This is a genomic window from Clostridium sp. BL-8 (genome assembly GCF_002006495.1).
GTDB lineage: Bacteria > Bacillota > Clostridia > Clostridiales > Clostridiaceae > Clostridium.
In genome coordinates this window covers 19,740-42,697 of the sequence record NZ_LZZL01000048.1, presented here as the reverse complement: position 1 = coordinate 42,697, position 22,958 = coordinate 19,740, and the positions used below count along the sequence as shown (strand labels likewise).

17 protein-coding genes are annotated in these 22,958 nt (G+C 31.3%); all 17 read right to left on the bottom strand.

Annotated features, from left to right (window positions below; translation table 11 throughout):
- Positions 1-69: 69 nt before the first annotated feature.
- Positions 70-1,824: a glycoside hydrolase family 2 gene (locus CLOBL_RS16435; protein ID WP_077860030.1), complete on the bottom strand. Its 1,755-nt coding sequence runs from the start codon at positions 1,822-1,824 to the stop codon at positions 70-72.
- Positions 1,825-1,908: 84 nt separating this feature from the next.
- On the bottom strand, positions 1,909-2,721 hold the full coding sequence (locus tag CLOBL_RS16430) for a carbohydrate ABC transporter permease (protein ID WP_077860029.1): 813 nt from the start codon (positions 2,719-2,721) through the stop codon (positions 1,909-1,911).
- A gap of 23 nt (positions 2,722-2,744) precedes the next feature.
- Complete coding sequence (locus tag CLOBL_RS16425) at positions 2,745-3,671, bottom strand: sugar ABC transporter permease (RefSeq protein ID WP_179117778.1); 927 nt, start codon at positions 3,669-3,671, stop codon at positions 2,745-2,747.
- A 76-nt stretch (positions 3,672-3,747) separates the two neighbouring features.
- Positions 3,748-5,040: an ABC transporter substrate-binding protein gene (locus tag CLOBL_RS16420; protein ID WP_077860027.1), complete on the bottom strand. Its 1,293-nt coding sequence runs from the start codon at positions 5,038-5,040 to the stop codon at positions 3,748-3,750.
- A gap of 414 nt (positions 5,041-5,454) precedes the next feature.
- Positions 5,455-7,083 carry a response regulator gene (locus CLOBL_RS16415; protein WP_179117777.1) on the bottom strand — a complete coding sequence of 543 codons (1,629 nt, stop codon included), beginning with the start codon at positions 7,081-7,083 and terminating at the stop codon, positions 5,455-5,457.
- 10 nt (positions 7,084-7,093) lie between these two features.
- Positions 7,094-8,965 carry a sensor histidine kinase gene (locus tag CLOBL_RS16410; RefSeq protein ID WP_077860025.1) on the bottom strand — a complete coding sequence of 624 codons (1,872 nt, stop codon included), beginning with the start codon at positions 8,963-8,965 and terminating at the stop codon, positions 7,094-7,096.
- Between the two features lie 191 nt (positions 8,966-9,156).
- Positions 9,157-9,282, bottom strand: coding sequence for a hypothetical protein (locus CLOBL_RS28980; protein ID WP_278281338.1), 126 nt, complete (start codon positions 9,280-9,282; stop codon positions 9,157-9,159).
- Positions 9,283-10,539 carry a DUF1015 family protein gene (locus CLOBL_RS16405; RefSeq protein ID WP_077860024.1) on the bottom strand — a complete coding sequence of 419 codons (1,257 nt, stop codon included), beginning with the start codon at positions 10,537-10,539 and terminating at the stop codon, positions 9,283-9,285.
- 19 nt (positions 10,540-10,558) lie between these two features.
- Positions 10,559-11,467 (bottom strand): D-2-hydroxyacid dehydrogenase, encoded by a 909-nt coding sequence (locus CLOBL_RS16400; RefSeq protein ID WP_077860023.1) that lies wholly within the window; start codon positions 11,465-11,467, stop codon positions 10,559-10,561.
- A 726-nt stretch (positions 11,468-12,193) separates the two neighbouring features.
- Positions 12,194-13,696, bottom strand: a complete 1,503-nt coding sequence (locus CLOBL_RS16395) for a carboxypeptidase M32 (protein WP_077860022.1) — start codon at positions 13,694-13,696, stop codon at positions 12,194-12,196.
- A 245-nt stretch (positions 13,697-13,941) separates the two neighbouring features.
- Complete coding sequence (locus CLOBL_RS16390) at positions 13,942-15,606, bottom strand: peptide ABC transporter substrate-binding protein (protein WP_077860021.1); 1,665 nt, start codon at positions 15,604-15,606, stop codon at positions 13,942-13,944.
- Positions 15,607-15,713: 107 nt separating this feature from the next.
- On the bottom strand, positions 15,714-16,694 hold the full coding sequence (locus CLOBL_RS16385) for a dipeptide ABC transporter ATP-binding protein (RefSeq protein ID WP_077860020.1): 981 nt from the start codon (positions 16,692-16,694) through the stop codon (positions 15,714-15,716).
- Positions 16,694-17,701, bottom strand: coding sequence for an ABC transporter ATP-binding protein (locus CLOBL_RS16380; RefSeq protein ID WP_077860019.1), 1,008 nt, complete (start codon positions 17,699-17,701; stop codon positions 16,694-16,696). Before CLOBL_RS16380 ends, CLOBL_RS16385 begins: the two co-directional genes overlap by 1 nt.
- 14 nt (positions 17,702-17,715) lie before the next feature.
- Complete coding sequence (locus CLOBL_RS16375; protein WP_077860018.1) at positions 17,716-18,660, bottom strand: ABC transporter permease; 945 nt, start codon at positions 18,658-18,660, stop codon at positions 17,716-17,718.
- 15 nt (positions 18,661-18,675) lie between these two features.
- Positions 18,676-19,602 carry an ABC transporter permease gene (locus CLOBL_RS16370; protein ID WP_077860017.1) on the bottom strand — a complete coding sequence of 309 codons (927 nt, stop codon included), beginning with the start codon at positions 19,600-19,602 and terminating at the stop codon, positions 18,676-18,678.
- A gap of 911 nt (positions 19,603-20,513) precedes the next feature.
- Positions 20,514-20,690 carry a hypothetical protein gene (locus tag CLOBL_RS28085; protein WP_179117776.1) on the bottom strand — a complete coding sequence of 59 codons (177 nt, stop codon included), beginning with the start codon at positions 20,688-20,690 and terminating at the stop codon, positions 20,514-20,516.
- A gap of 129 nt (positions 20,691-20,819) precedes the next feature.
- The gene (locus CLOBL_RS16365; protein WP_077860016.1) at positions 20,820-22,847 is read right to left on the bottom strand and encodes a M13 family metallopeptidase; all 2,028 of its coding nucleotides are present in this window, start codon (positions 22,845-22,847) and stop codon (positions 20,820-20,822) included.
- Positions 22,848-22,958 lie beyond the last annotated feature (111 nt).

Genomic DNA, 22,958 nt, shown 5'->3' with positions numbered 1-22,958 from the left:
TACCCTCTTTATTAAATTCAGCTTATTATAAGACTTAATTTATTACTGACATTTACTCCTGTTATCTTGTTACTCTTTTATTATTTTATATATTTCTTCAATAGGTACCTTTGGTTGTCTTTCAAACGTAAGAATCCCATTCATCTCTTGTTCTACATCTGTAAGCTGGGTATAGCAAAAACCTTGAACAATTTCTGAGCTTTTTAAAGGTTCAACTACTGACTTTATTCTTTTAATAAAATCTTCTTCATTTACAGCTCCCGAATATCCCCAGCCATTTTTCTCTTGGTTCTTATATGCTATTCCTCCAAATTCAGAAACAAGTATTGGCTGCCCATTATATTTATATTCACCAACAAATATTCTTCTTTCTGATGGCATCGTATCAACCAAATTTTCAACTGCTTTATATCTCTGCTTAAGAATCTCTGAACGCCACTCATAATCATGGATATTGCACAAGTCAGTTTCAACAAGCTCCCAGCCGTCATTAGATACAACTAGCCTAGTTGCATCTAGAGATTTTATAAGATGATACAAAGCTAGAGCGTGCTCTTGCTGTTTTACTTCAGTCAATATTTTAGGCACACCCCAGCTTTCATTAAGAGGCACCCAAACAAAAATTGACGGATGATTATAATCCCGATCTATTACTTCATGCCACTCTATAGAAATCTTTTTTGCATAATCCTCAGAATAATCAAAAGCATTTGCCATTTCTCCCCAAATTATCAGACCAAGCTTATCGCACCAATATAGATAACGCGGATCTTCAACCTTCTGATGCTTCCGAGCTCCATTAAACCCTAAAGCCTTCGTCAATTCTATATCCCTTTTTAATGCTTCATCTGATGGAGCTGTTAGAATTCCACCTGGAAAATATCCTTGATCTAATACCAATCTCATATAATAGGGTCTATTATTAAGGCATACTTTACCACCTTCTACCGACACCTTACGCATTCCAAAGTAACTCTTGACATCATCTACTAAATTACCATCACATATAAGCTTAAATTCCACATTATAAAGAAATGGTGTTTCTGGTGTCCATAAATGAGAAAAGTGATGTTCATTAAATTCGTTAAGTTTTATTTTTCGAGACTCAACCTTAGATTTGATTCTATAAATATCATCTACAATGACTTTTTTATCAAAACAAATATTCACCTGCAATTGAATATCCTTCAAATTTTCATAACCATTAATAAAATACTCAATTTCAATTTCAGTCGTATCAATAAAAGAGGTATATTTTACTTTTTCAATATTGATTTGTGAAACTGCTTCCAGCCAAACAGTCTGCCAAATACCTGTGGTATTGGTATACCAAATAGCCTCAGATTTCTCTTTCCAATACTGCTTCCCTCGAGGTAATGTCAAATCTTCGCTAAAATCTTCAGCCCTTACAACTATAACATTATCGCCTTCAACTAATTCATTGGTTATATCTATCTTAAAAGGAGTATTTCCACCTTGATGAGACATCACATGCTGTCCATTTATCCATATATCTGCTTTATAATCAACTGCTCCAAAATGAAGTATTGTGTCATAACCTAAAAAAGTTATTGGAAGCTTAAATTCTTTCTTATACCAAACAAGATCATGAAAATCAGTTTTGCCGATGCCGCTTAATTCACTTTGATATGAGAAAGGGACTTGAATTTTCATTGAAAAATGCTTTTCAGATAAATACCATTTTTCCTTATCACCCACTCTTTTATCATCAAATTCAAATTCCCATTCACCATTTAAGTTTTCCCATAGTTCTCTTTGGAATTGAGGCCTAGGATATTCGTTTCTAATCATATTTTCCAACATCATTCCCCCTAACTTTTAAACATTTTTATTTTACTTTAATATAAAATCACATCTTTTTAGAGACACTGCTATTACGTATCTCAATTATCCTTTTACTCCTGAAAGTGCCACACCTTTAATAATGTGCTTTTGTAAAATTATAAATACTATGATTGTAGGTACTGCTGCAATTGAACTAGCGGCCATAATCGTATTTATTTGGCTAATATTACTTCCTAAGAAAGTTGGCAGACCTGTTGCCAAAACCATATTTTCCTCTGAGGTTATAGCTATATATGGCCATATGAAGTTATTCCAAGATAGGATGAAGTAAAATATTCCTATGGAAACCATTGCTGATTTCGTAAGAGGCACACAAATTTTATACCATATCCTAAAATCCTTGCATCCATCTAACTTTGCAGCCTCAATATAACTGTTAGGAATTCCATCCATAAATTGTTTCATTAAAATTATTCCAAGAGGATTTGTGAGACCTGGCAAAATTATTCCCCAGATATTATCAATAAGCTTTAAATGTAAAACTGTATCGTATAATGGTATCATAATAGCTTCTGTTGGTATTAATAACCCTGACACCACTACAAGATAAATAAGAGCCTTCATCTTAAACTGTTTTTTTGAGAACGCATAAGCAGCAAGGGAGCTTGTTACAACACAAATTACTGTAGTGATTAATCCTATAATGCAGCTATTAAATGTCCATAAAAAGATTTTTGAGGTTGTTATAACCTTTATATAATTTTCCAGAGTCAAATCCGAAAAATTGAACCAATCCTTTAGCTCTATTGCATTAACACCATTAGGTTTAAGTGCTACAATAAACATCCATAAAAGAGGAACAAGAAAAATAACTGCTATAGCTATAGCCAAAATATTAAGTAATGCTTTTTTCATTTTAATCATACTCCTCCTTTTCCTTAATCTTTCTTATTTACAAATCTATATTGAAGTGCTGCTACTACGAGCATTATGATGCAGAAGAGGATTGATTGGGCTGATGCCATACCAAAAGCATCTTTCTTAAACCCTGTCATATAAATATATCTTATTATTGTATTGGTAGCATCTCCAGGACCACCCTGAGTCATAATATGTGGTTGTCCAAAAATTTTTAAACCTGCTATTACTTGAAAAAATATTTGTACGCGAATTACACCTGACAAAGATGGTAAAGTTATATGTATAAACTTTTGAAATGAACTCGCTCCATCAATAGCACTTGCTTCATATAATTCTTCAGGTATTTCTTGAAGGCCTGCTAGGAATAAAACCATTACAAAGCCAACTGTCCACCAGACCGTTGTTATATCTATTGCCCACCATGCGTAATTTGAATCTGTTAACCAGCTTATATTTCCATGAATGCCTATCTTGGAAAGAACTGCATTGACTAATCCATTGTTGGAATCAAACATTCTGAGCCAAATAAAACTTACTACAGAAACTGATAACACATATGGCATAAAATATATTCCTCTAATTGCAGTTCTAAACATTATCTTTTGGTTGACTATCATAGCAAGCGCAAGTCCCAAAGCAATTATAATTGGCGCCGATATGATTAAAAAGTAAAAAGAATGCCATAGATTACTATAGAAATCTTTATTCTTCAAAATACTAATATAATTTTTGAATCCAACATATTCATCTGCCCCAGCTACTCCCCATGAAAAAAAGCTCATATATCCGCCTTTTATCACAGGCCAAATGTAGAATATAATAAAAACTACAAGAAATGGGGCCAAAAATGCTAGGGCTGACATTTCATTCTTAATTATCTTAGCCATTTTATTCTCTTTAACTACTTTAGGATCTGTGTTTGATACCTCTAATTTTGTGCCCATATAAACATTTCGCCTCCTAAACTTAAGCATAAAAATTGCACCATAAGCTGCAATTTTTATACTTTTTTAATAACAACTAATTGCCTAATATATCATTAATATTTTTCTCCATTGTCTGAAGCCCTTCTTGAGGGGTAACCTTTTTAAATACTATGTTTTGTAAAACTTCTTGTATTGCTGTATCTATTGAATTATATTTATCTGTTGGCGGAGCAAACTTAACTGTCTTTTGAGCTGCTATAAATTCGTTTCTATAAGGTAACCCAGTGTATTCTGAACTTTCAGCAACTGCTTTTCCTGCAGGTACATGTCCAGCTTGTCCCCATGTCTTTCCACCAACTTCTGTATAATATTTAGCAAATTTCATTGCTGCTTCTTGTTTTGCTGAATCTACATAAGAAGGAACTATCAATGTATGAGAGCTAGCCCAATGGGTTTCACTTCCAAATATCGGTGGAAGTGGTACAGCTGCAATCTTGTGTTCTTTATCATCAAAATGCTGGCCTGCCTCCCAAACTCCTCCAAACCATATTGCTGATTTACCATCGCTAAAGGTCTGCCATGGAGTTTTATCATTAACATCACTAAGTTTTGTATCATATAAATTCATATAAAAATTCAAAACATCAAGCGCTTTATCATTATTAACTGCAGCCTTAGTCAAATCATCATTAAGTAAATTTCCTCCAGCTTCATAATACAAATTATAGAATGGTTCTTGAAAATACGGAGTATTAACAGACATAGGTGTAACATCCGGTACCTTCTCCTTTATCTGTTGTAGGAATTTTACAAATCCTTCTTTTGATACATCTTCAAGTTTAGGTTTTCCATCATCAGTAAGTAAATCTGCTTTTTTAAGTATATCCGTATTGTAATACATCACATGAAAATGTGTATCTATTGGTACTGCATAATGCTTTCCATTAAACACTACACTTTTAGCATTAGAATCTGTTATTTCATCATAACTAAGTCCAACTTTAGAAACTATATCATCCAAAGCCAATACCTGTTTTGCTTTCACAAAAGGTGCTATTTTATCGACATGAGCTATAGCAATATCTGGACCTTTTCCAGAAGCAAGAGCTGTTCCAAGTTTTGCATAATAATCTGCTGAATCAAGCCTTAATTGTTTAATAACAACTTCTTTTTGGGAATCATTAAAATCTTTAACAATCTTATCTTCGTAATCTCCATCACCACCACCAAAAGGATTCCAAAATACAAGTTCTACTGGAGAATCACTTGTCTTAGCAGGTGAATTTTCAGCAGATGTTTTTGAACTGCTGCTTGAGCAGCCTGTAATTCCTAATGACAAAGTGCACGCAATAGCTATCACTGTACACACTAACCGTTTACATTTCATAATGTTTTTCCCCCTCTAATGTTTTTAAAGTTTCATTTCATGCTATTATAATACTAAAATATGAATTTATAGCAAATCAAAAAAATAATCAAATTTGTGCAATAAATAAATATACTTAAAGTTAATCATTAATAAACATCTATAAATTAATTCACTTACCTGCATTATTTACATATAAGTGTAATATTTAAAGATTTTTATTTCTCAAACTTTGTAAATACCTAGAAACCATTTAAAATTAAAGATTGATTGTCATGATAGTAAGTGTTAGTTATCTTTTACTAATAGTTTTATATTGAACATAAGCTAGGCAGAGTATTGATAATAATAAAAAAATTGCAGAACATTACTAATACTTCTAATGTCCTGCAATAATTTGGTTAGAAAATAATTTAATTAATAAACTCTCTAAAATCATTTCATACTATATGCTCTTTTCCTATATTCCTTTGGTGTATAGCCAGTACTTTTTTTAAAAACCTTAGAAAAATATCTTGGATCTTCTATTCCAACCCGTATTCCTATGTCATTAATTTTAAGCTCCGAATTTTCCAATAAACTTTTAGCGTTTTTAATTCTTACCTTTGTAAGATAATCAACAAAACTCTCATTCATCTCTTTTTTAAACAAATTTACAAAGTAATTTTTACTTAAATGAACATGGTTACTTATTGTTTGCAGCGAAATCTCCATTGCAAAGTTTTCTTCTATATAACTTCGTGCTTTTGAAACACTATTTTTATCAGAATTATATATATCCATAACCATGTCTATAGCCTCATTGAATACTAATTTAAACCAATCTATTATATCTCCAATCGTTTCGAGATATTTAATCTGCTCATAAAAAGCCTTTTTCTTGTTATTTATAATATCTACATCTTTACATATTTCTGAGTATATACTTATTAGCGAAACTACCAATTCCAATGGTATTGTATTAAGTGCTTCATAATCTCTTAATTCTGCAATTTGATTAAATATATCATCTATTAATGTATTTGTTTCGCTACGTTTTAATAAATATATATAATCTCTTATTTTTTTAAAGTCTAAGCTAATTTGTCTATTAATAACATTTTGTGAAATTGTATTTGCGTAACTAATAATTTTTCCGCAACCATTAAAAACCTTAAAATTACTGGCATTTTTAGCTTGAGTATACCCTCTGTTTAAACTTTCTAAATTATTAACAGCATCACTAATTCCAATTGTTATACTATATTTCAATTCCGTCTTTATGGCCTTTATAATCTTTTCTCCTATAGAATTTAGAATTTCAAATTTATTTAATTCACTAGCATAATCCATTACCTTTAGAATAAGATTTACTTCTCCACCGTTTCCATTATATACTTCACCTTTACATGAAACTTCACCATTAACTGTACTCTCTACAATATTATGAACTTTCTCGAATAATTTTATTTTTTCCTGTTCTAGCATTCCTGCAGTCACTTTTTCATAGTAGTCCACACTCACATTAAAAACAAAATATCCATTCATTAAATAACTTAAATCCATTTGCTGTATTATGCTTTTTGTAGCTTCATTCCACGAAACAGCATTCATGGAGAGTTCCCATAAGAATTGTTCCTTTTCAACAACTTTGCTTTTTAAGGCTTTAATTCTCATTTCATTTAATTTAATCTGCTTATCCTGCTCTATCACAATAGAATCTCTTACTTTAATCAAGATACGTTCCATATCAGCTGGCATCATATCTGATTTTACAAAGTATTCAGAGGCTCTAAGGCTTATTGCTTCTTTTGCATATTCGAAATCCTGCAAACAAGTCAAAATTATTATCTTTGTCTCAGAGTTTATAGCTCTTATATTCTTAATAAATTCTATCCCGTCCATTATGGGCATTTTTATATCTGTTATAACGATTTCCGGATTGAATTTCTTAAAAACTTCCATAGCTTCTTGTCCATTTGAGGTATCTCCAATAACTGTTAAACCTAATCGCTCCCAATCAATCATGGATTTTATACCCAATCGCACAATTACCTCATCATCAACTAATAAAACACCAAACATAGTACACACCTCATTCCATTTTAGGTAAAGAAATTTTAATCTTAGTTCCTTCATTTATCTCGCTTTCTACAGTAATTCCATATTCCTTTCCACATATAAGTTTTATTCTTTCCTGAACATTTGCAATACCTATACCTGAAAATGATTCGCCAGTCTTTCGTTTTGATTCTTTAGTAATATCACTCTCATTAATATCAAAGCCACATCCATTATCAATTATTTCAATATTAACTTTATCTTGATTAATTGAGCTACTAATCTCTATTATTCCTCCTTTAAGTTTATCCGACAATCCATGTAAAATGGAATTCTCTACTATAGGCTGTAATATTATCTTTGGAACTTTTAATTTCATTGTTTCTTCATCTATATTAAAATTTACATCTATATTAAAATTAAATCTAAATTTCTGAATTCCTAAATAGCACTTAACATGTTCAAGTTCTTCTTCAAATGGAATAACTTCATTTCCTCTACCTAAACTTATATGCAGCAGCCTTGAAAGCATATTTGCCATTTCTGCCGTATTATTTGCTTTTTGAAATAATGCTGTCCATTTTATCGCATCTAAAGTATTGTATAAAAAGTGAGGGTTTATTTGTGCCTCTAATGCTTTAATCTCGGCTATTCTCTTATTACTTTGCTCTTCATATACTTTGTCTAGTAATTCTTGAATCTTATGTATCATAAAATTATAGCTTTGCTGAAGTATTATAACCTCTTCTGAAGTTTTTCTATTGATTTCTATTTTTTCATTCAAACTTCCTGCAACTACTTTCCTCATAATTTTGCTCATATCTTTTAATGGCCTTGAAATTCCAGCTGCTATAAATGCTGAAAAAATAGATGAGAAAATTACACAAATAAATGCCACAATAAATATTATTCGTACAACTTGATCTGATTCTCTATATAAATATTTACTTTTTACAATATTAATAACTCTCCAATTACATCCCTTTAATTTTAACGAATTTGCTACAACTGATTCATCTAAATATTTTGTTTCAAAGCTTGATATGTCTTCAGAACTTTTCATAATATTAGAAATATCTCTGCTACTAAATAATTCATTTATATTTTTATAAAGCATGCTCTTATCTGGATGAGCTATTATCATTCCTTTTTCATCAATTACAAAACATTGATCCGTCATATCTCCTTGACTTGATTTACTACAGATCTCAGACAGTTTGTCCTCTCTGATGTCAATAACAGCTGCAAGGTTCAATGGTCTCATATCATCTAAGTTATATACCTGCTTTCCAAGAGAAAATACATTCACTCTCTGATTGTCTTGGTATCCATACCTTGCTGCTCTCGTAGAAAACCAAGTGTAGTTATTATCATTACTTATGATTTCCTGATAGTACGAGGAGTTCCCTTTTAGTACATCATCTGAACAATAATAAGTCCCCTTTAAATAGTACTTAGGTGAAATAAATGAGATTGTTTGAACCTCTTGTGTAGTTGCTATATGGTATGCAAGTTTAGTTGCTAATGGTATATTACTTAAAATCTCACCGCTATAGTTTGAATTTTCTTCATCTTTTACAACAGACTTTAAACTCGATATTACATCAGGATTAGAAATTATCTGCATAAGGCTGTCCTTACAATTATTTAGCATGGTTTCAATATTTTCTGCTGTCTGCCTTATGGACTGCCTTGAATAATCTTTTACTTTATTATCTATAGCAGCTTTCGAAATTGTATAGCTAACAATTCCTATTACCAAAAGTGGTATCAATGAAAATATTGTTAAATAACATTGAATTTTAAACTTAATGCTATTTCTCTTTGAATAAAATAAGCTATAAATTTTTCTATATGCTCTCTTCTTTGTTTCTATAATTTTAAGCCACTCATATTTTAAGCTCATTACATCACCCCTATATATCACTTTGGGATTACAATACCAATAATAATTGTATACGTTTTAATTTTCCAATTAAATTATATCACAGCATACTTAAAACATTTATCATCAGTTTAATCTTAAAAATTATACTTGGCTTTTTTAATTAAATTTTGAATTTAAAAAGAGCATAAATTCGAATTGCCAGAACCAACCTAATGGCTCTGCTCTACTCGCTTTGATGCTCTCTCTTTTCTTCTATTTTTTATTCCATCTTGTATGACTGCTTCACCTGGCAGCCAGTCTTTTTTATTTCTTAGTTGATTTTTTGACAGGGACAATTACTTTAATTCATGAACAAATAATCCACTTCTTAGCTTTGGCTCAAACCAAGTTGATTTTGGAGGCATTACTTCTCCAATATCTGCAACACTCATTATGTCACCAACCTCAGTTGGATACATTGAGAATGCTATCTTCATATCAGTATGAACTCTTTTTTCAAGTTCTTTAAGTCCCCTTATTCCACCAATAAAATCTATTCTATCTGATGTTCTTACATCTTCAATACCCAAGATAGGCGTTAAGACGTTATTTTGTAGGATTGCAACATCAAGACTCTCTATTGGATCTTCTGTATTATAAGTTCCATCCTTTGCCTCAAGCAAATACCATTTATCTTCTACATACATTCCAAAGGTATGCTTTTTAGATGGTTTAACTGGTTCTTTACTCATTGATTCTATTATATTAAACTTATCTTTAAGCTTTTCCAATAATTCATCTTTAGTTAAGCCATTTAGGTCTTTAACAACTCTATTATAGTCCATAACCATTAAATCATTATCTGGAAATGCAACTGCTAAGAAGTAGTTAAATTCTTCATCTCCTGTATAATTAGGATTTTGCTGTCTTCTCTTAAGTCCGACTTTTACAGCTGATGCTGATCTATGGTGTCCATCTGCGATATATAGATAATCTATTTCTTTGAACAAATCAATTAATTCGTTTATTATAATATCATTATCTACCACCCATACAACATGAGTTATTCCATCCTCAGCTACAAAATTATATACAGGTTTTCTTTTACTCTCATTTTGAATCCATGCATCTATTATTTCTGATGCAATTTGGTCTTCTTTATACGTTAAGAAAATTGGACCGGTATTGGCATCGCAATAGTCAACATGATTAATTCTGTCCTTCTCTTTATCTGCTCTAGTAAATTCATGCTTTTTTATGACATTATTCATATAATCATCAATTGATGCACAAAATACTATTCCAGTTTGAGATCTCCCGTTCATAATCTGTCTGTATATATAAAGACAAGGTTTCTCATCTTTAATAAACTCTCCATCCGAAATCATTCCATAAAGATTATCCCTAGCCTTTTCATACACCTTTGGGTCATGAATATCTATTGATGGGTCTAAATCTATTTCAGCTCTATCAACATGGAGAAATGAGTGGGGATTCCCCACTACCATTTCTCTTGCTTCTTCGCTGCTCATTACATCATAAGGTAAAGCTGCTATTTTTGAGGCTAATTCTTTAACCGGCCTTATTCCCTTAAAAGCTTTAATTACTGCCATTCAAAATTCCTCCCAAATACTATAGATTAAAGAATTCCTTAATTACTGAAACTACTTCTTCACCAATTCTTGTTTGAGCTTCTTCAGTTGCAGCCCCAATGTGTGGTGTAACACTTACTTTTGCATGGTTTATTAATTTTTCGTTTTTAGTTGGTTCCTCTTCAAATACATCAATACCTGCTCCGGCAATTTCTCCGTTATCAAGCGCTTCAAGTAACGCTGCTTCATCAACAACTTTACCTCTAGCACAATTTATAAGGTATGCTGTATTCTTCATTAATTGCAATTCTTTCTTTCCTATTAATGAACCTGCATTCTTATCGTATGGAACATGAAGTGAAATAAAGTCTGAAGTTTTTAATACTTCTTCCAATGATACAAAATCATAAGTTAACTCATCATGCTTTCCTTCAATTGTGTAATATACAACCTTCATGCCTAAAGCTGTAGCTTTTTTAGCTAAAGATTGACCTATTCTTCCCATTCCAACAATTCCAAGTGTTTTTCCTGCAATTTCAGTTCCTTGATACTTCTTTTTATTCCATTCACCATTTCTCATTGTATAATTAGCTATAGCAATAAATCTTGCAAGCGCAAACATATGTCCAATTGCAAGTTCTGCAACTGAATCTGAACTTGCAGCTGGAGTATTTCTAACTGTTACTCCTTTTCCTTGAGCCGCTGGAATATCTATATTATCAATTCCAACTCCTGCTCTGATAGCTAATTTTAAATTTCCACCTGCTTCTACTTCAAATACATCTGAAGTAAGCTTAGTAGCTGATCTTATAACTACCGCATCAAATTCCTTTAATTTTTCTCCTAGTACATCCTGCCCAAAATGCTCATTGACTACTTCTGCCCCAAGTGTCTCTAGAGCCGCAATTGCTGTACTTTCTAATCCGTCGTTTGTTAATACTTTGATCATTTTAAGAATCCCCCTTGATTATTAAATTGCTTATTGCTTTATATTCTTTTTTATTCAACAAGAATTTAAGACATATAGAAATAAAGTATTATAAAATTACATATCCTATTAAAACCATCTGAATTATAGGGCTAAAAAAATAGCATAAATCTAAATTTTACTATATTTCCTAATAACTTTTAAATTCCTGCAATTGTATAAGTCCCCATATGATGGTTGTAATTTATTAGTTTCTAAATTTATAATATTTATCTTATATACTTAAAACTCATTTGTTTTATTCTACTACTTATTTGCTTTCAATTCAATACTTTACAGACCAAATTATGATTTTGATTATGCTTTTATATCCTATTCTCTGTAAACGGACACAATTCTCCAAAAAACATTATAATTTTTTCTTAGTTTATAATATTATATCTTAATACTTTTTGATTAATAAATATTTATTATGGTTTACTGTAATTTGGCATGTTAGTCCATCCTATATAAATTGCGTTAAAAATTTTAGAATGCTTATTTAACATTTACACCCATTGGAATCACTAGTATAAATCCATCATCGCGGCCTATACAGCTTCGCATATCCATGAATATTAAAAAAGCTGCCTTTCACATATTATATACTCCCTTTTATGATAGACTATTTTATTATTTTAATTATTCATCATAGAAAAAATATATCTGTAACAAGACAGCTCTTTAATCTGCTAAAATAAGTAATACTTAATATATATTTTTATATTTACACTCTAAATATTTCAAGAAATATTTTGTTGATATATCTTTTCCCGTTACTTTCTTAATTAATTCCTCTGGCGTATATATAGCTCCATACTTATGAATATTATCCTTTAACCAATTATTGATGTATGTTAAATCACCAAATTTTAAATCTTTTATAGCATTTTCATTGTCCTTTAGCAATTGATTGAGGAATTGTCCTCCATAAATATTGCCTAGTGCATAAGTTGGAAAATATCCAAACTGACCTGAAGCCCAATGTATATCCTGCAAAATTCCCTCACTATAACTTTTAGGTTCTACTCCTAAATATTCTTTATATTTCTCATTCCAAATTCTTGGTAAATCTTTAACTTCAATCTCACCATTGATTAGCTGTTTCTCAATCTCATATCTAATTATTATGTGCAGATTATACGTTACTTCATCTGCTCCTGTCCTTATCAAAGAAGGAATAACATAATTAACTGAATCATAAAATTCCTCTACAGTTATATCTTTTAAATTTTCAAACTGCATTTTAATAAAAGGTAAGATAACACTTAAAAACTCTCTGCTTTTTCCAATAATATTTTCATAAAATCTAGATTGAGATTCATGTATACCTACAGAAGCTCCATGTTCTAATCCTGTCCCCTGAAGTTCATCTGGTATGTGTTGTTCATATAATCCATGCCCACCTTCATGAAGAATACTAAAAATATTTCCTAATAGATCATTTTCATAATAGTGAGTTGTTATTCTAACATCTCTATTTCCAATTTCAATTGTTAATGGATGAGTAGTTTCATCTAATCTTCCTGCTTCCATATCAAACTTGATCATATTTAATAAAAATAAACTGAGCCTTTTTTGTTTCTCTATTTCATATTTTCCACTTATATATTTTCTATCTATATGTTTTTTGCTATTTTTAACGTAATCCAGTAATTTTAGTACTCCAATCTTTAATTCATCAAGCAGTTTATCTAATTTTCTTACAGTCATCCCTTCCTCATATTGATTAAGTAGCGCATCATATCTATTTTCTTTATATCCATAATATTCAGCAAATTGTCTTTTAAAGCTCACCATTTTCTCTAAATATGGTTCAAATATTTTAAAATCATTTTTTTCTCTTGCTTCTTCCCAAGCGGCTTCTGATAAAGCTGCGGCAATAGTAAATTCCATATGCATATTTGCTGGAATTTTACTTGATTCATCATATACTTTCTTCATTTCACGAATCATTGCTCTATCTATTTCAGACAGTTCATTATTAATGAGTTCAAAATATTTTATAAACTCTTCTACTGCACTTTCTGTTGATAACTTAAAAATTTCTTCTGCCACAATTCCCATTGTGACTGATCTCTGCTCTAATGCTTTCGCAGGCATAGTTATTTTCATATCCCAATAAGCAAGGTTTAACAGCTTAATAAGGCTTTCAATTTTAGTAATATGCTCCCGTACATCATTTAATTTTCTATTTACTTCTTCCTTCAACTGTATCCATTCACCTCCTCTTCTATTAAATATATATACCTAATTTATAAAGTTGACTCATTATATTGATATATTTATTAGATTTTAAGTAGATATATCCAATAAAAATCATAAATACATAACACCTACTCTGTCAAAAAAATTATTCATTTCATAAAGCAAAAAGAGGTTATTTTCAAATATATAATCCATATTTGAAATAACCTCTTTTTATTAACTATATTTAATTCTATTTTAAGTTAGAATTATTTTTTACCTTCTATATAAGCTTTGTCAAAGTATACTTGACCAAGTGGAGATACTCTTACACCTTTAACATATTCTTTTACACCTTTTGGATATGATGTATACCATAATGGAATAACTGGTTGATCTGCCATCAACATATCTTCAGCTTGGTGCATTAAATCTATTCTCTTACTAGCATCTTTTTCTTGCTTTGCAGCTTGAACTGTTTTGTCAAATTCTGGATTGTTGTATCCTGGATTGTTGTTATCTGAATTTGATAAGAACATATCTAAGAATGTCATTGGATCAGTGTAGTCAGCTGACCAGTTATCTCTTGCAATTTCATATTGTTTTTGAATTCTTGTATTTTGGAATACTTTCCATTCTTGAGATTGAAGTTCTACATTTACACCAATCTTTTTCCACATATCTTGAATAGCTTGATATACAGGACCATTTACTCCACCTTCTGGATTATACATTACTACAAGTGGTGGTAATCCTTGACCATCTGGATATCCAGCTTCTGCTAATAATTTCTTAGCTTCATCTATATTACCCTTTGGATCAAAATAGTTTTTACTTGCAAAATCTTTTCCGTCTGGACCAGTCATTCCTTCTGGAACATAACTGTGAGCTGGTGTATTACCAGTTTTAACTACATTGTCAACAAGTGATTGTCTATCTATAGCAAGGTTTAATGCCTGCCTGAATTTTAAATTACTTAAAACCTTAGCAGCATTTGGATCTACAGCTGCAGCTTTATCAGAAACATTTATAGAAATATAAGAAATTCCTAAAGCTTTGAAATTAGTTGCACTTTTATCCTTTAGTGCACCTTGAACTTCAGATATTGGAACAGCATCTACCATATCAAATTGGCCTGCTTTATAACTTGCCCAAGCTGATGTTGGTTCGGAAACCATCTTCATAGTTACTTTTGAAAGCTTAACATCATCTTTTGCTTCATAGTTGTCATTCTTTTCTAATACTAGTTGATTTTTAATCTCATAATCTGTTAATTTGAAAGGACCATTTGAAACAAATGTCTTTGCATCAGTTGCCCAATCCTTATTAGCTGATACAGCCTTTTCATCTAGTGGATAATAGCATGGGAATGCTGTTAATTCTGGGAAATATGCACATGGTGCTGCTAATGTAACTACAATTGTACTATCATCAGTAGCTTTTACTCCTACATCATCCATAGATCCTTTTCCAGTATTAGCTGCTTCTGCACCCTTAATGTAGTACATTTGATATGAATATTCAGCAGCTGTTGCTGGATCTATTACTCTCTTCCATGCATATACAAAGTCGCTTGCCTTAACTGGGTCTCCATTTGACCATTTAAGGTCTTTCTTTAAATGGAAAGTATAAGTTAACTGATCATCAGAAACTTCCCATTTTTCAGCTTGACCTGGAATTGCTTTATCCTTGTCATCTAATTTTGCAAGACCTTCAAAAAGATTACTGTCTACAATTGAACCATCAACCGCTGCATTTAATCCTGGATCTAAAGTTTTTGGATCAGAACCTAAGTTGTAAACCAATTCTTGTTTGTCTGCAGCTGAACCTGATTTATCAGAAGATTTAGAGCCACCACAACCAGCTAAAACTGAAAGCGATAATGTAGCTGCTAAAGACACTGCAAATAATTTTTTCATTTTGCTTGTTTTCATTGATATTTCCCCCTTAATTTAAATATTGATTATATAATAACTGTTTAAGTTGTTATTTCTAAAACTTATTAACAGCATAATAGCAAATTACTTATTCTTCTATTTTCTTAGTCATATAAATGACATGCCACAAAATGCCCCGGTTTAACTTCCTTTAATTCAGGATCAATCTCTGAACAGATTGGTTTAGCACATCTGCATCGCCCTTTAAATCTGCATCCTGGTGGAGGATCTATAGGTGATGGTATATCACCTTCTAATACTATTCTTTTGTTATTTTTTGCTATATCTGGATCTGGTATTGGTACTGCTGAAAGTAATGCTTGCGTATATGGATGTAAAGCTTCTGAATACACCTTATTACTTTCTCCTCTTTCAACCATTCTTCCAAGATACATAACTCCAATATGAGTTGATATATGTTTAACCATTGAAAGGTCATGGGCTATAAACAAATAAGTTAATCCTAATTCTTCTTGAAGTTCTTCAAGCATGTTTATAACCTGTGCCTGTATAGAAACATCAAGAGCTGAAATTGGTTCATCACATACTATTAATGATGGTTCTACAGCAAGAGCTCTTGCTATACCAATTCTTTGTCTTTGTCCTCCTGAAAATTCATGAGGATATCTATTTATATGATCTCCTGCAAGACCAACTTTCGACAATAAACTTCTTATTCTTTCAGTTCTCTCTTCACCTGTTAACAATTTATGAATATCAATTGCTTCTCCAATTATATCTCCAACAGTCATTCTTGGATCTAATGATGCATATGGATCTTGGAAAATCATTTGCATTTCTTTTCTTAATGGAACCATTTCTTTTACAGAATTTTTAGTAATATCTTTTCCATTAAATATTATTTGTCCTGACGTTGGCTCATAAAGTTTTAATATTGTTCTTCCTGTAGTAGTCTTACCGCATCCAGATTCACCTACAAGACCTAAAGTTTCTCCCTTATTAAGTGTAAAAGAAACTCTATCTACTGCCTTAACATAACTATTCCCACCAAATATGCCCTTCTTTGCATGGAAGTATTTGCATAAGTCTTTAACTTCTAAAATTACTTCTTTTTTAGCTTCCACTACTTCATCCTCCTTATAGGTGATTCAACTTCCGGCGCGTCTTGATGACATAACCAGCATGCTGCCTGATGTTTTTCTCCCAATTCAAATAGCGGTGGCTGTTTTTGAATACAAATTCTCATGGCATAATCGCATCTAGCCGCAAATGGACATCCAACTGGTGGATTTAATAAATCTGGTGGCTGCCCTTCAATTGGAATAAGTCTTTCTTTAACGTCTTCCTTAGGGTTTGGAACACTTCTTAAAAGTCCCCAAGTATATGGATGCTTTCCTCTATAGAATATATCTTCAGTAGTTCCTGTCTCTACTATTATTCCACCATACATTACATTTATTCTCGAACATACGTCCGCAACGACTCCTAAATCATGGGTTATTAATATTATTGCCGTATCAAGCTTTTCCTTTAAATCTTTCATCAAATCAAGTATTTGAGCTTGAATTGTAACATCTAACGCTGTTGTAGGTTCATCGGCTATGATAAGTTTAGGCTGACAAATTAAGCTCATAGCAATCATTGCTCTTTGTCTCATACCACCTGAAAATTCATGAGGATATTGCTTCATTCTCTTTTCCGGACTTGGTATTCCAACCATTCCAAGCATTTTTATAGCTTCTTTTCTCGCTTCTGCCTTACTTACTTTTTTATGTTTTAATAGAGGCTCCATCAATTGATCTCCAATTGTATATACCGGATTCAAAGATGTCATAGGATCTTGGAATATCATTCCTATGTCATTACCTCTTATATTTTCCATCATTGATTCCTTAACATCAGAAAGATTCTTACCATTAAAGTATATTTCCCCTCCTGCAAGTCTTCCGTTATCAGCCAATAATCTCATTATTGACATCATAGTAACACTTTTACCGCAACCTGATTCTCCAACTATACCTAATGCTTCTCCTTTTTCTAGGTCGAATGTTACACCTCTTACTGCATGCACTTCACCTGCACTGGTTTTGAAGGAGGTTTCTAAGTTTTTTACTTCTAATAATTTTTCCATTGCTATACTACCTCCTATCTCTTATTCTTTGGATCTAATGCCTGACTTAATCCATCACCAAAAAGGTTAAAGCATAATATTATTAAACAGATCATGGCTGCTGGAAATAATAATTGATAAGGATAAGTGTAAATTCCCTGCATTGCTTCATTAGCCAAAGTTCCAAGAGATGCTCTTGGTGCTGCAATTCCAAGACCTATAAAGCTTAAGAATGCTTCTGCAAATACGGCTTGTGGAATTAATAGAGTTAATGTAACCATTATTGATCCTATACAGTTTGGAATTAAGTGTCTTGCTAATATTCGAACATTTGATGCTCCTAAAGATTTCGCTGCAAGAACAAATTCCTGTTGCTTTAATTGAAGTACATCACCTCTTATTATTCTGGCCATACTAATCCAATATGTTATGGAGAGTCCCAAAACAATTGTAAGAAGTCCACTTCCAGCAGATCCTGGTTTATTTAAAATAGCCATAAATATTATTACATATATAGTTAATGGGATTGAATATATTACATCCACTATTCTCATTAATACAGCATCTACTTTTCCTCCGAAGTAACCTGCTATTCCACCATATAATACGCCGATAAATAAGTTTATAATAGCTGAAAAAACAGCAATCAATAATGAATATCTTGCACCATAAAAATTTCTTACAAATAAATCTCTTCCGAGATTATCTGTTCCAAACCAATGTTCTGCAGAAGGTGGTAAATATGTTTGCGATAAATCATTTGCTGCATAATCATACTTCGATAATATAGGGACAAAAATTGCAGCTAAAACTATTACTATTACTACTATTAAAGACGCAAGTGCCATTTTATCTCTTTTTAATCTTGTCCAAGCATCTTTCCAATACCCTACACTAGGCCTGACAATTACATTTACTTTTTTTTCTTCTGCACTTAGAGGAGTAAATAATTCCTTTTCTATTTTAGCTTGATTTTCCATTTTTCTTTTCTCCTCCTAAACTTCTGCATTTTGTAATTTTATTCTAGGATCAATGAATACATATAGTATATCTACTATGAATGTACAGAATATTAACATTGAACAATAGAACACAGTTACTCCAAGGAGCATACTATAATCTCTATTTGAAACTGACTGAACAAATTCATTACCAAGTCCCGGTATTGCAAAAATTTTTTCAGTTACAAATGACCCTGCTAATATATCGGCTATTAATGGTCCAACATATGTTACTATTGGAATTAATGAATTCCTTAAGCCATGTTTAAATATAATAGTTGTCCTACTTAGCCCTTTAGCTTTTGCAGTTCTTATATAATCTGACTTTAAAACATCTATTAACTTACTTCTTGTAAGTCTTGTAATAAATGATAATGATGCTGCTCCCAATGCTATAGCTGGCATAATATCATTTTTCCATTCGCCGAATCCTGTTGGTGGCAATAATTCAAACTTAACACCTACTACATAGATTAATACTGCACCTATTACAAAACTTGGTATTGTAATACAAAGAGTTGCCAAGAACACCACCAGCCTATCCGGCCATCTTCCATTTTTAAGTGCCGCAAGTGTTCCAAGCAGTATCCCACCTACTATCGACATAATTATTGCTACTGCACCTATTTCAGCCGATGCTGGGAATGACTTGCTTATTGTATCTGATACTTCTCTTCCTGGGAAAACCATTGATTCACCAAAATCTCCATGAGTCAAATTTTTCAAATACATAGCATATTGCTCTGATAAAGGCTTATCAAGTCCATATTTTGCTTCCATATTCGCCTTAACTTGAGCCAACATCTTATCTCCATCAAATGGACCTCCAGGCATAAGCCTCATTAGAAAAAATGTTGCTGTTATTACAACCCATATTGTTAACAGGCTTATAAGAAATCTCTTTCCAATATATTTTAACATATATTTCTCTCCTTCTTTTTTCTTTATGTATGAATTAATAGTGTTTAATTTATTACAAGGTTTCTAATTTAAATTTAGAAAACATTTTATTAATATGTCGTTATACTTGGAAGCGCTTCCATGTTTATCAAAACATATAACATATAAGGAGTCATTAAACACATCTCTTAATTTGTTCAATAACTCCGTTGTTATTCTAATTAATCATTAATCAATTTTTTAATTTTTATATAATAAAATTTAACTATGTATTAACATAATACAATTATAATAATATTTTTATTTATTTGTGTCAATATTTTATTTAAATTTAATAAATTCATAATTTTATATATAATTCTGTTATACGCACTATTCCTATTATTCATATTAATTTAATCTTGTTTTTTTATATGATTCATCCAAAATATTTATTCATTTATTTTATCATTTATTAGATATTTTACCATTTTTTTATAATTTATCAATTATTTTTTGTATTGCAGGACAAAATAGTCTGCAAATTTATCACCTTTTATATGCTTATTGATTTTCACCAATGCCATATCTTATACGGATATTTACAATATATCAAGTAATATGCTTGCATATCTTATTTTTCCATGCATAAAAAATCTCACCACAAATAGCGCATGAGAATTAATTTATTTTCCTCAAAACTTGTATCCGGATTTACTGGGATACTCTACTCCAACAACTTTTTATCCCTTTTCCAATTCTTTACTTTACTAATTACAAATTATAATTTTACAATGAACACTACTGTTCATTATCAATTTGCTTGTCTTCAATTACTGTAGATTTAATCAGCATTTCATAATTTGTTTTTCTTATAATTTCATTGTTCAAAAAGAGGCATATACGAATTTATCATATATACCTCTTTTAACATTTATATTATCTATATTTTGTTAATTATCTTCATCAAAATATAATACCGATTCTGTTTCTCTACAATATTTAACGCACATACATTGTGCTAATTTTCGTGGACACTTGTAGCATAAGCAAGTCAAATCTTTTCCATCACACTTTCCAGACTTTAATTCTGGACAATCTCCACAATTTACTCCATTCCCTGCTGGCATAATAACATCACTGCTCCTTTTTCATATACTAATTTAATATTTTAACCTAAAGTCCCAGAATGTCAAACTATGCAATTAACAAGTTATGCGTAATAAGTATATTTAATTCTTCTATTACTTAAAGTTTATTTACCAAATTCCCACCCTATCTTCTGGCTTTATATACATGCCATCTTTCTCTGTAATTCCATAGGTATCATAGAACTTTTGGAATTGGGCTAATACCGCATTTACTCTAACCTTATTAGGTGAATGAACATCCACCTTTAATGCATATTCTGCATATTCCTTTGTTGTTATTTGACGCCAAGTAACAGCATAACTTTGAAAAAATGTTTTATAATCTGGCTTGTCCATTCCAGCTAATATATCTAATAAACAAGATGCTCCTCCAAGGTCTGCAATATTTTCCCCAGCAGTAATGTTCCCATCAAGCATCTCACCTGGTAGTGCTTCAATTTGACTATAAAAATTCACTACCTTTTGAGTTCTTTTAGTGAATTCCTTATAATCTTCATCAGTCCACCAATTCTTCAGATTTCCATCTGCATCATATTGAGCTCCAGTATTATCAAAAGCATGACTTATCTCATGTCCTATAATTACACCAATTCCACCTAGGTTTGTTTCTTTAGATGCATTTGGATCATAAAAATGACCTTGAATTATTCCACCTGGTATAATAATTGCATTTTCTGTTGGTCCATAAAACGCATTAACTGTTTGAGGCTTGAAATCATCATTCTTATCCACTGGTTGATTTATCTTATTAAATTTCTCATCCTGTGCAGAAATCCTTAGTGCTATTGCATTATCAAAAAGCGAACCGCCTTCTTCATAAGATTTAATATCTACCTTTGAATAATCAACCCACTTATCTGGGTATCCTATTCTTATATTTAATTTGTCCAGTTTATCAATTGCATTCTTTTTGGTTGCCTCACTCATCCAATCAAGATTATTTATTCGCTTCTTATAAACATCTACTACTTCTTTAACCATGCTTTCTACATCTTCTTTAGTCTTTTGCGAAACATATTTTTCTGCATAAATCTTTCCTATAGCCATACCCATCATAGAATTTACATTACTAACAGCGTCATCTTCTTTTGATGCTGATCCACTTATTCCAAGCAGCTCATTGGCATACTCTTTATTTGCATTCTCAAAATCTTCACTTAAATAATCTGAAGCATTAACCAAATTTACAATTTCCATATAATTTTTTATAAGAGGCAAGTTCTCCTGAGTATACATATCGTTAAATGCTTTTAACCATTTTGGATCTTCTAAAATTATCTTATTAGCTTTATCTATCCCTAAATCTTTCATAATAACAGGTAAATTTAAATTTGGTGCTAAGTTATTCAATTCACTCAATGTATATTCATTATAAATAGTATCAATTAAGTTTGCACTTGCAGCCTTTTCTTGTCTTCCCATAATGTTTTCAGCTATCATTCCTTCAAATTTAAACATGTTATCTACTTTTGTTTTCGCTTCTTCCTGCGAATATCCACTAAGCACTAAAAGTTTATTATAATAGTCTTCTGTGAGTTTCTTGGTTTTAGCTGTAAGCTCATTAGGTTTAGTATATTCATCAGAATCTCCTAAACTAAGCACTGTAGAATCTATATATAATATATTAGTTGAAACATTCTTGATGTCTCTCTCTACGGAAAACTGTATTGTTGAATTCATTATTTTCTTATCACTCCACATTTTTGTGATATCATCAATTGTTTGTGCCGCTTTAATTTCATCTAAGATATCTTTAACAGGCTTTATACCTTCTGTATTTCTTGCTCCCACATTCAGAGTATTATTATATAAATTTATTATTTTCTTTTCATCGCTATTTTCACCATACTGGCCTTTATTGGCAATCAGTCCATTTATTATGTCCTTTATTTGATTTTCCACCTTATCATTAACATCCTCAAAAGTAGATTCAGTTGATTTACCTTGTTCAATCTTTGCAGAATTAAGCCAATTGTTGTTTATTGCATCGTAAAAATCATCTTGCAGCCTAATCTCCTGATTTTTGCTCCCAGTACTTGTTTCATCTGCAAATGCAACAGTATATGAAGATAAGGACATGATTAGCGTGAATATTGCCATACTTGCTGCTACTCTTAATTTCTTTATTTTTTTCATGGTTAAACTCCTTCCAGCATAGACCTTAATAGTTAGGCACACGAAAGAATATTATTTTTTATTGTACCTGATTTATCTATGTATCCACCAAGTGAAGAACTTCACTTAATA

Bases quoted from the DNA above. Each gene is read 5' to 3' on its own strand.
- CLOBL_RS16435 (WP_077860030.1), bottom strand. From the start codon at position 1,824: ATGTTGGAAAATATGATTAGAAACGAATATCCTAGGCCTCAATTCCAA.
- CLOBL_RS16400 (WP_077860023.1), bottom strand. From the start codon at position 11,467: ATGATCAAAGTATTAACAAACGACGGATTAGAAAGTACAGCAATTGCG.
- CLOBL_RS16410 (WP_077860025.1), bottom strand. From the start codon at position 8,965: ATGAGCTTAAAATATGAGTGGCTTAAAATTATAGAAACAAAGAAGAGA.
- CLOBL_RS16375 (WP_077860018.1), bottom strand. From the start codon at position 18,660: ATGGAAAATCAAGCTAAAATAGAAAAGGAATTATTTACTCCTCTAAGT.
- CLOBL_RS16415 (WP_179117777.1), bottom strand. From the start codon at position 7,083: ATGTTTGGTGTTTTATTAGTTGATGATGAGGTAATTGTGCGATTGGGT.
- CLOBL_RS16365 (WP_077860016.1), bottom strand. From the start codon at position 22,847: ATGAAAAAAATAAAGAAATTAAGAGTAGCAGCAAGTATGGCAATATTC.
- CLOBL_RS16425 (WP_179117778.1), bottom strand. From the start codon at position 3,671: ATGGGCACAAAATTAGAGGTATCAAACACAGATCCTAAAGTAGTTAAA.
- CLOBL_RS28085 (WP_179117776.1), bottom strand. From the start codon at position 20,690: ATGCCAGCAGGGAATGGAGTAAATTGTGGAGATTGTCCAGAATTAAAG.
- CLOBL_RS16390 (WP_077860021.1), bottom strand. From the start codon at position 15,606: ATGAAAACAAGCAAAATGAAAAAATTATTTGCAGTGTCTTTAGCAGCT.
- CLOBL_RS16420 (WP_077860027.1), bottom strand. From the start codon at position 5,040: ATGAAATGTAAACGGTTAGTGTGTACAGTGATAGCTATTGCGTGCACT.
- CLOBL_RS16405 (WP_077860024.1), bottom strand. From the start codon at position 10,539: ATGGCAGTAATTAAAGCTTTTAAGGGAATAAGGCCGGTTAAAGAATTA.
- CLOBL_RS16380 (WP_077860019.1), bottom strand. From the start codon at position 17,701: ATGGAAAAATTATTAGAAGTAAAAAACTTAGAAACCTCCTTCAAAACC.
- CLOBL_RS16370 (WP_077860017.1), bottom strand. From the start codon at position 19,602: ATGTTAAAATATATTGGAAAGAGATTTCTTATAAGCCTGTTAACAATA.
- CLOBL_RS16430 (WP_077860029.1), bottom strand. From the start codon at position 2,721: ATGAAAAAAGCATTACTTAATATTTTGGCTATAGCTATAGCAGTTATT.